This window comes from Nostoc sp. CHAB 5836 (genome assembly GCF_020829445.1).
Classification (GTDB): Bacteria; Cyanobacteriota; Cyanobacteriia; order Cyanobacteriales; family Nostocaceae; genus Nostoc.
In genome coordinates this window covers 1-7,828 of sequence record NZ_JAIVFV010000246.1, presented here as the reverse complement: position 1 = coordinate 7,828, position 7,828 = coordinate 1, and the positions used below count along the sequence as shown (strand labels likewise).

The window sequence follows — 7,828 nt, the reverse complement described above, 5'->3', positions numbered from 1 at the left end:
TAGTTTATATTACTATACCTTGGGGTTCTGGTGGCTATGCTTTTTTTTTGCTGGTAACTATAAACAAGATTAATCATTTATTCGCGTAATACATACGCGAACACTTCTTTTTTGTCCAAAGTCCAAAATAGAGATGAACATATTTGTATATTGAATTTCAGTTATGAGCTTAAAAAGCAGCAATGGGTCACTGCTTTAATGCAATCACCCATTGCTATTCAAAAATTACTAAGTATTAAATCTGTTACTTACCTGTAACTTTCTCCAACACATTCTTTATATTTTCTTCCACAGAGGTTGCACTCTGTGAATTTTCAGGATTCTTTTGCTGGTCAATATCAGCTGCTCCCTGAACTTCATTTAGTCCTTTGTTGGACTCCTCTTGAACCTTTTTCATTCCTGCTGGTGGTGATTTTGCAGCTTCGTCAGTTTTGCGCTGAATATCAAGCAGTTGTGTAGTACCTTCCGTCGGATCACTTTGGTAGCTATCGATCGCAAAAGCAGGAAAAGCACTAGATAACAATATTAAAGCACAAGTAAAAGCTACAACTAGAAAACGTACTGGACGTAACACAGATAGAACAGAAGCAATAATCTTCATTTCAAGTCCTCGATAACAGCTTTAACAACGCAGAACTTTCACTAAAAGAGCGGGAGCTAATAAGTTTATTTGGCAAATCTGAGCAATAATAAAACTAGCAAGCTACGCTTCAATTTGGAAGTTCTTCCAAAACCGATCTGACGAAGAAATTATCTTTGTATTTCTGCATCGAATTAGTGAGGTATAATAAGCAAATACCACCTTAGCTCTTGAGCAAAAACATTACATTTACTAATCAAATTTCTTCTTTTCAGGTTCCCTGTTTTTATTTTTACTTTGAAAAGGGTAACGCCTGCATCAATCTCTAGAATGAAGTTTCCTATATCTATAGTTGTAATAAAATCAGTCTTTAGGTATATCGACTTAATTATTATAGTTTTGGCAGATTAATGCTTCTAAGCTGTTACGCATTTAAATTGTATATTTACTCGTAAGGTTGTCATTAGTCATTTGTATTTCAAAGGACAGATGACCAATTGACTTAGGACAGTCTTAACGATTGCAAGGAAGGTTAGGGGGGATCAATAAGTACCTACAATCGTAAGACATCTGGTGAAATTAAATATGCGTTACCCAGAACCCTTGTAGAGACGTAGCAGTGCTACGTCTCTACTTTTTCACCAGATGTCTATAGCCAACCACTTTATAAACAAGCTCTAAGAAGATGTTTATCAAGTATCAATATGTATAAATATTTAACCTAATTCTCAGTCCTCCTGAAAAAGTGAGAAAATAAATTTTTCCTTTAAACTTGATAAGTCTGCTTTATTACCTCTTCTATTGAACTTACACGATTGAAGATTTCTATTAGTTCATGGGATCTTGTTTTTTGCTTCGCTAACAGCACTTTTAATGGTGTCAAATAATCAACATCTGGGTCATCTCCCAAAGCAACTTCGGCTGCTTGCAAGACTTTTGTCGCATTCTTAAAAATATCGTCGTTGTCAAATGCTTCCTTTGCAGAAAGTTGATGTAATGCTGCATCGGGCACAGTTGCTCTACCCAGCAAAGTTTCATCTAACACCAAACCTTTCAATAATGCCAGCAAACCTGCATAAATGAAAAAATCATCACAACTATCACAAGCCTTAAATTCAATGCGTCCCACTTCCGCCGGAATCCGGGCGATTTTTGTTAAGGAAGGTGTGCTATCAATTAATTGTTCTTGTTTTTGAACAAAGACTAGGGCTGCTGGCCTTTTTCCGGTTCTCACAAATGTCCTTACTGATAGCCCATCCCATAAACCTCCTTTATAAAAAGGGGAACTATAACTAAAAGGAACGATATAGGGACTGTAATAAGTTAACTTTTTACCTATATCAATTACCACTTCAGTAGACAAATTTGCAACTGAAATATTTAAATCTGGGCCATAAGTAAGCATGGAAATATGGGCAGTTTGTTTTTCAGGGGAAGCTTGTCTTCGTCTTATTTCATAATCATTTAATGAAGGTTGAGGCTCAAAAAAAGTGTTGTAAGGATTAAAACTAATTAAACTAGGTGAGAAACCGAAGTCAGCAGCAACCTCGCGTAGCAGGCGAAAACTTTCTGATAATTCGCTAATAACAGTTTCAATATTAGAGTGTATGGTTGTTCTAATTTCGATGCCTTTGGGTAGACAATCAATCGGCTTGTCAGAATCTGCAAATCTTTCAAATCCCTCGATGTACCATCTCTTCTGTTTGATACCAGCGTCCCCGACGCGCAGTTGAGGATAGTCGCTAGGGTATGTAGGTAGTTTTTCAATAATTTGATTGAAATCAGCAAATTTTGTCTGGGAAAAATCCGCAAACTTTCCTTCTTTGTTTAGGAAAGCAACTTCATGCTCAATGCCAAATAAAAACATTATGTATACCTTTATTGTTTATTGAAGTAGGTGCATACCCAGTTGTGAAGGATAGTTGCTTGTAAACAACAGAAAAGATACGTACATACGTCAGTAGAGCGACGCAAATAAAGCTAACTGGCTAAGGCTGTCATTTGTCATTTGTGATTTATAAGGGTTTAACAAAGTTTAGGGGTTTAATTTCCCTACCTAATGACGGCAGAACGTTTTAGGTCGGAGTCTAAATCCCCGTCACAAAACTTAATTACGAATTATTTTAAGGTGTATTTACGTTTCGTAATATAGTTTGATTTATTCTTGCCGACTTACTTAGGGTGGGTTACGCTGTCGCTAACGCACCATTCTTAAGGATTTGGTGCGTTAGCGTTTCGCGTAACGCTACAAATACTTAATTTTATTCATCAACTTAATTAGAAAAAATTCTCAAGATTATCTTAGACTGATTTTACCTTAAGACCGACTTTTGCGATTTGGAAATTTTTCTGGTTTACGGGTTTATATACAAAGCGATGACTAGGGCTGGCTAGGCCTAAGCACTTTGTTGATTTTTCTAGGTTGCCCCACTATCTTCCCAGTCCCTGGGTAGGGTAGCTTAGTAGTGACTGAGGAAAGCTTGAGACATGAGTTTATGACAAGTACCGTTCAATCCCCCTACAGCAGCGAACAGATTGCCGCTTGGTTGCGTGGACTGCTCACCATTGCTTGGGCAGATGGTAATTTTGATGCCGAAGAACAGGAATTAATTGCCAGGATCACCAAAGATGAATTAGCTCTTGGGATTAAATGGGACTCACTAGAGATAATTACGCCAGAGGAATTAGCCGCAATATTGGGTAAAGGTACGCCAGCTGCGGAAAATTTCTTAAGGACAGCTGTGATGGTAGCGATCGCAGATGGTACTTATTCTCCCAGCGAAGATCAGGTTCTGCATCAGTTCTGCCAAACCCTGGAACAGCCAGAGAATTTACTAGAAGCCCTTCGCCACACCCTAGAACACCCACAGCAAGTTAGCTCTAATATCCCCAGCCCTGAACTTACAAAGCATCAAATTGATGCACTACACCCATTGCGTGACTGGCTCGATGGGCTAGATATCCAAGACCCAAGAGTAGCCCGCTTTTTGTGTAAAATGATTCCCTCCCAGTGTCCCTTTGAGCGGAATGTCACCCTATTTGGACGCAAGATTGTGTATATCCCACCGATGTGTAAAATTAACCCCTTGTATGAACAAATGGTGGGCTTACGTTTCCGCGCCCTTTCTTATCTAGCAGATAAATGTGGTGAAGATGTTTCACCATATATTTAGTTAAAGTTAGGAGTGAGGAGTTATAATTTTTAACTCATAATTCCTCACTCCTCATTATTATCTAAGTATGCAATTTATCGACCAAGCAAAAATTGAAGTTGAAGCTGGTAAAGGTGGTGATGGTATTGTCGCCTTCCGCCGGGAGAAATACGTGCCAACTGGTGGGCCCTCTGGTGGTAATGGGGGACGAGGCGGTTCGGTATTTTTCCTTGCCGACGAAAACCTACAAACTTTGCTGGACTTCAGATACAACCATCGCTTTCAGGCAGAAAAAGGTACTCGTGGTGGGCCAAAGAACTGTACTGGAGCAGCAGGAAAGGATTTGATTATCGAAGTTCCTTGTGGTACAACCATTTATGATGCTGAAACTGGCGAATTGCTGGGGGATTTAATTGAGCCTCAGCAGACTTTGCAGATCGCCCAAGGTGGTAAAGGCGGACTAGGAAATCAGTATTTCTTGAGTAACCGTAACCGCGCCCCAGAATATGCCCTTCCAGGATTACCAGGGGAAATAAAGCAGTTGCGCCTAGAGTTAAAACTTTTGGCAGAAGTGGGGATTATTGGCTTACCAAATGCTGGTAAATCCACTCTAATTTCATCTTTATCAGCAGCACGTCCAAAAATCGCAGACTACCCCTTCACTACCCTCATCCCAAATTTGGGTGTTGTGCGGAAGCCGACTGGCGATGGTACCGTTTTCGCCGACATTCCCGGGCTAATTGAGGGAGCAGCTCATGGGGCTGGGCTGGGACATGATTTCTTACGTCACATCGAGCGCACACGGGTACTACTTCACTTGATTGATGCCACTAGTGATGATGTGGTAAGAGATTATAACACAATTAAACAAGAATTACAAGCTTATGGACAGGGTTTAGCAGAACGTCCGCAAGTTTTAGCCCTGAATAAAATTGATGCAGTTGATCGCGAAACTGTCGATTTGGAGGCGTTAGCCACCCAACTTAATCATCTCTCATACGCCCCGGTTTTTGTGATTTCAGCAGTTACTCGCACCGGGTTAGAGCCGATGTTACAGGAAATTTGGGGAATTATCGACCAAATGAAGGTTCCTGAAAAAGTTGAGGTATTTAGATAATTGCAAGTTCGTAATGACGCTCTCTACGAGACGCACTCGCGTTTGCGTCTACGTTTATTTGAGTAATTTATTTCTTGTCAGTCCCTAAGTACAGATGCAGCATAAAATCGTGGCGAATTGAGGGTTGAAATTTAAACGCATAGGCGCCTCTCTCCGAGACGCACTCGCGTTCGCCTTCCCGCAGGGTAGGGGCGCAAAGGGAAGCGCAAAGGACGCAAAGACAAGAAAGAAATGCTTATAGGACTTACGCAATAACTCGGTGAAACTCTTATTCCTTTGTGTCCTTTGCGCCCTTGGCGGTTCGTTTTTTCATTATTTTGCGTAAGTCCTAGCTCAATACTGCGTAGGTTTTGCATAAAAAATAGAAATTTGTAGGTTGGGGAACCGCAAGGGCGCAATGGCTCCCCAACCTACGAATATTCACAAAGCGTGCAGTATTGAGTCCTAGCTTAACTGAACCCTATTGACTCATAATTAAGGGACGGACAAGATGCCCGCCCCACAAAATTGGGTAATTTATTTGTTGCAAGTTCCAGTATTGGGCACTCAGTTAAGGTGCAAGGGCATTACCCCGAATTAGACTACCAATAGTTTTGGCAGTAATTTTCAGTTGGGTGATGGGATTAGCTGGGACAACCGTCTTATAAAGATAACTGTCGAATGTCAATCGCTGCACATCGAGGTCATCGCACATTTCCACAAATGCCTCGCGGGTAGCGTCGGAACGATAGAACACGGTTTGTAGAATGTCCAGCACCTTGTATGTGAGTCCGTATCTTTTATCCCAACGCTTCAGGTAAACCTTGAGGTCGCCTTCAGTAGGAATACGGCTACCATTGTTAGATGTTTCGACAATGGTTTCGGCACACATCCGCCCAGATTTGGCGGCAAAATAAATACCTTCACCAGAGGACTTGGTAACGTAACCAGCAGCATCTCCCACCAAAGCGATGCGACCGACAACACGACGGGGACGGGGATGTTCAGGAATGGGGTGGGCTTCGACTTTGATGATTTTACCGCCTGCTAGCTTTTCGGAAGCACGGGCGCGGATACCAGCTTGTAACTGTTTGATGCTGGCTTTATTGATGTGCATCGTACCTGTACCGACAGCTACGTGGTCATATTTGGGGAAAACCCAAGCGTAGAAGTCAGTAGAAACGTCATCACCGACATACATTTCGGCGAGGTCGTTATAGTAGGCCATTTTGTCTTCGGGTAAGCGGATCCGCTCTTGGAAGGCGATCGCATAATTGTAATCCCCAGCGTCCATTTCCTTAGCAACGCGCGAATTAGCCCCATCTGCGCCAATAACTAGATCCACCTTCAGGGTTTTGGCAATACCCTGTGATATCCCTTCTGTATGGTCAATGTAATGGATGGTATAGGGGTCAGTATTGTTTCCTGGTATATCGAGTTTATGAACAGTGGCATTAATTAAATTTGCGCCTAATTTTGCCGCGCGATCGCGCAAAAAGCCATCCAGCACTTCCCGGCGGCACATTCCTATATATTCTTCTTCATTTACCAGATTGATATCAACCTCCCGGTTGGAAGGCGAAATCATTTTCATCTTCCGTACCCGGCGATCGATAATCTCTGGTGGTAGGTCAAACTCACTCACCATACATAGAGGAATTGCACCTCCGCAAGGCTTTGCATTGTCTAGCTTTCGCTCAAACAGGTAGGTTTCAATCCCAGAGGCTGCCAGTGTTTCTGCGGCAGATGAACCAGCAGGGCCTGACCCAATAACAGCAACCCGTAGTGTCAAAGGTCTTTCTCCCAATCTTCACATTTACCGAGAGCATACTATCATGGTCTTTTACGTGATTTGGTGCTTTCCCTTCAGGTTTCTGCACAAATGCAATATTCCTTAATGTTTCGATACGAAAAGCGAGATGGGGAATAGAGAATTTGGCGAAGACTCTCAGCAGGGCTATTTCATTCTAGACATAAACCACCCGGAACTGAAGTTCCTGTCTCATAGCTAAAGTCCGCGTTAAAACGGACTATGACCTTTTCTCAGTCGTCTTGAGACGACTTTCGCTATAAGAGAGGTGAATTCATTCTGAGGCGGGCTAGAGGAGAATGAAATAGCCCTGGACTCTCACCTTAATCATTGTAAGGTTGTGGATCGAGAATCTCTAGATCACTAGGTGATACTTCCCTGAGTCCACCAGTTGGATATAACATTGATCATCCGATTTAAATCATTACCAGAGATTCAATTGAGACTAATTAGACTTTTGAATTTAGCTGGCTCAAAAAGTTCTTGAGGTAGTAAATCTGCGTTGCTCATCGATTCAACGGCAGGTCGATAATGTCCAGATTCATTAGTCCACTTACGGAGGATGCCTCTATTATTGCGTCCTGAAAAGTAGAGGCGACCAGCGTATTTTACATCCTCTCCCTTTGCTAAATCTATATGACCAATTGCTCTATCTGCAACCCTAGCACTGGCTCTACGAATAAACATTATTCCCTCTAAGTAAGTCGGCAAGAATAAACCAAACTATATTACGAAACGTAAATACGCCTTAAACCCTTATAAATGACGAATACTTCGACTTACTTTGACTACGCAGTTCCTGAGCGTAGTCGAAGGCCAGTACAAGTGACAAATGACAAATGACAGCCTTAGCCAGTTAGCTTTATTTGCGTCGCTCTACTTAGAATGACAATAAAATTATAGACTCCTGATGCGGTGCGTTCTTCGCGTTTGGATGTAATCTCTCGCCATTTTCCTTCCTTGAGAACAAGCCGCGATCTTTGGATAATTCTTGGCAAGTCTTTGGGAAACAGGTTAGGGAATCTCTTCAACCCCAAGGCTCCTCACACTTTGCTCCTCATTGTAAGTAGGTCGGCACAATTAAAGCTAACTGGCTAAGGCTGTCATTTGTCATTTGTCCTTCGTCATTTACAAGGGTTTTAAGCCTATTTACGTTTCGTAACATATTTAGGTTTTTTCGCGCCAACTTA

6 protein-coding genes are annotated in these 7,828 nt (G+C 41.9%); 2 read left to right on the top strand and 4 right to left on the bottom strand.

Annotated elements, in window-relative coordinates; genetic code table 11:
- Positions 1-244: 244 nt before the first annotated feature.
- Together LC605_RS29500 and LC605_RS29495 are read right to left on the bottom strand one after the other, a co-directional pair.
- A complete protein-coding gene (locus LC605_RS29500; protein WP_229550989.1) occupies positions 245-601 on the bottom strand; it encodes a hypothetical protein in 357 nt (118 codons plus the stop codon).
- Positions 602-1,346: 745 nt separating this feature from the next.
- Positions 1,347-2,447: a glutamate--cysteine ligase gene (locus tag LC605_RS29495; protein ID WP_229550988.1), complete on the bottom strand. Its 1,101-nt coding sequence runs from the start codon at positions 2,445-2,447 to the stop codon at positions 1,347-1,349.
- Between the two features lie 628 nt (positions 2,448-3,075).
- On the opposite strand from LC605_RS29495, the gene LC605_RS29490 reads away from it, so the two are divergent.
- Together LC605_RS29490 and obgE are read left to right on the top strand one after the other, a co-directional pair.
- Positions 3,076-3,753 carry a Mo-dependent nitrogenase C-terminal domain-containing protein gene (locus LC605_RS29490; protein ID WP_229550987.1) on the top strand — a complete coding sequence of 226 codons (678 nt, stop codon included), beginning with the start codon at positions 3,076-3,078 and terminating at the stop codon, positions 3,751-3,753.
- A 67-nt stretch (positions 3,754-3,820) separates the two neighbouring features.
- A complete protein-coding gene (obgE, locus tag LC605_RS29485; protein ID WP_229550986.1) occupies positions 3,821-4,849 on the top strand; it encodes a GTPase ObgE in 1,029 nt (342 codons plus the stop codon).
- Between the two features lie 550 nt (positions 4,850-5,399).
- Here the strand turns inward: obgE and chlP are convergent.
- Together chlP and LC605_RS29475 are read right to left on the bottom strand one after the other, a co-directional pair.
- Positions 5,400-6,620: a geranylgeranyl reductase gene (gene chlP, locus LC605_RS29480; protein ID WP_229550985.1), complete on the bottom strand. Its 1,221-nt coding sequence runs from the start codon at positions 6,618-6,620 to the stop codon at positions 5,400-5,402.
- Positions 6,621-7,073: 453 nt separating this feature from the next.
- Entirely contained in the window at positions 7,074-7,325 is a 252-nt protein-coding gene (locus LC605_RS29475) for a hypothetical protein (RefSeq protein WP_229550984.1), read from the bottom strand.
- Positions 7,326-7,828: the final 503 nt, after the last annotated feature.

Coding starts and splice junctions, on each gene's coding strand:
- LC605_RS29500 (WP_229550989.1), bottom strand. CDS start 601: ATGAAGATTATTGCTTCTGTTCTATCTGTGTTACGTCCAGTACGTTTT.
- LC605_RS29475 (WP_229550984.1), bottom strand. CDS start 7,325: ATGTTTATTCGTAGAGCCAGTGCTAGGGTTGCAGATAGAGCAATTGGT.
- LC605_RS29495 (WP_229550988.1), bottom strand. CDS start 2,447: ATGTTTTTATTTGGCATTGAGCATGAAGTTGCTTTCCTAAACAAAGAA.
- LC605_RS29490 (WP_229550987.1), top strand. CDS start 3,076: ATGACAAGTACCGTTCAATCCCCCTACAGCAGCGAACAGATTGCCGCT.
- obgE (WP_229550986.1), top strand. CDS start 3,821: ATGCAATTTATCGACCAAGCAAAAATTGAAGTTGAAGCTGGTAAAGGT.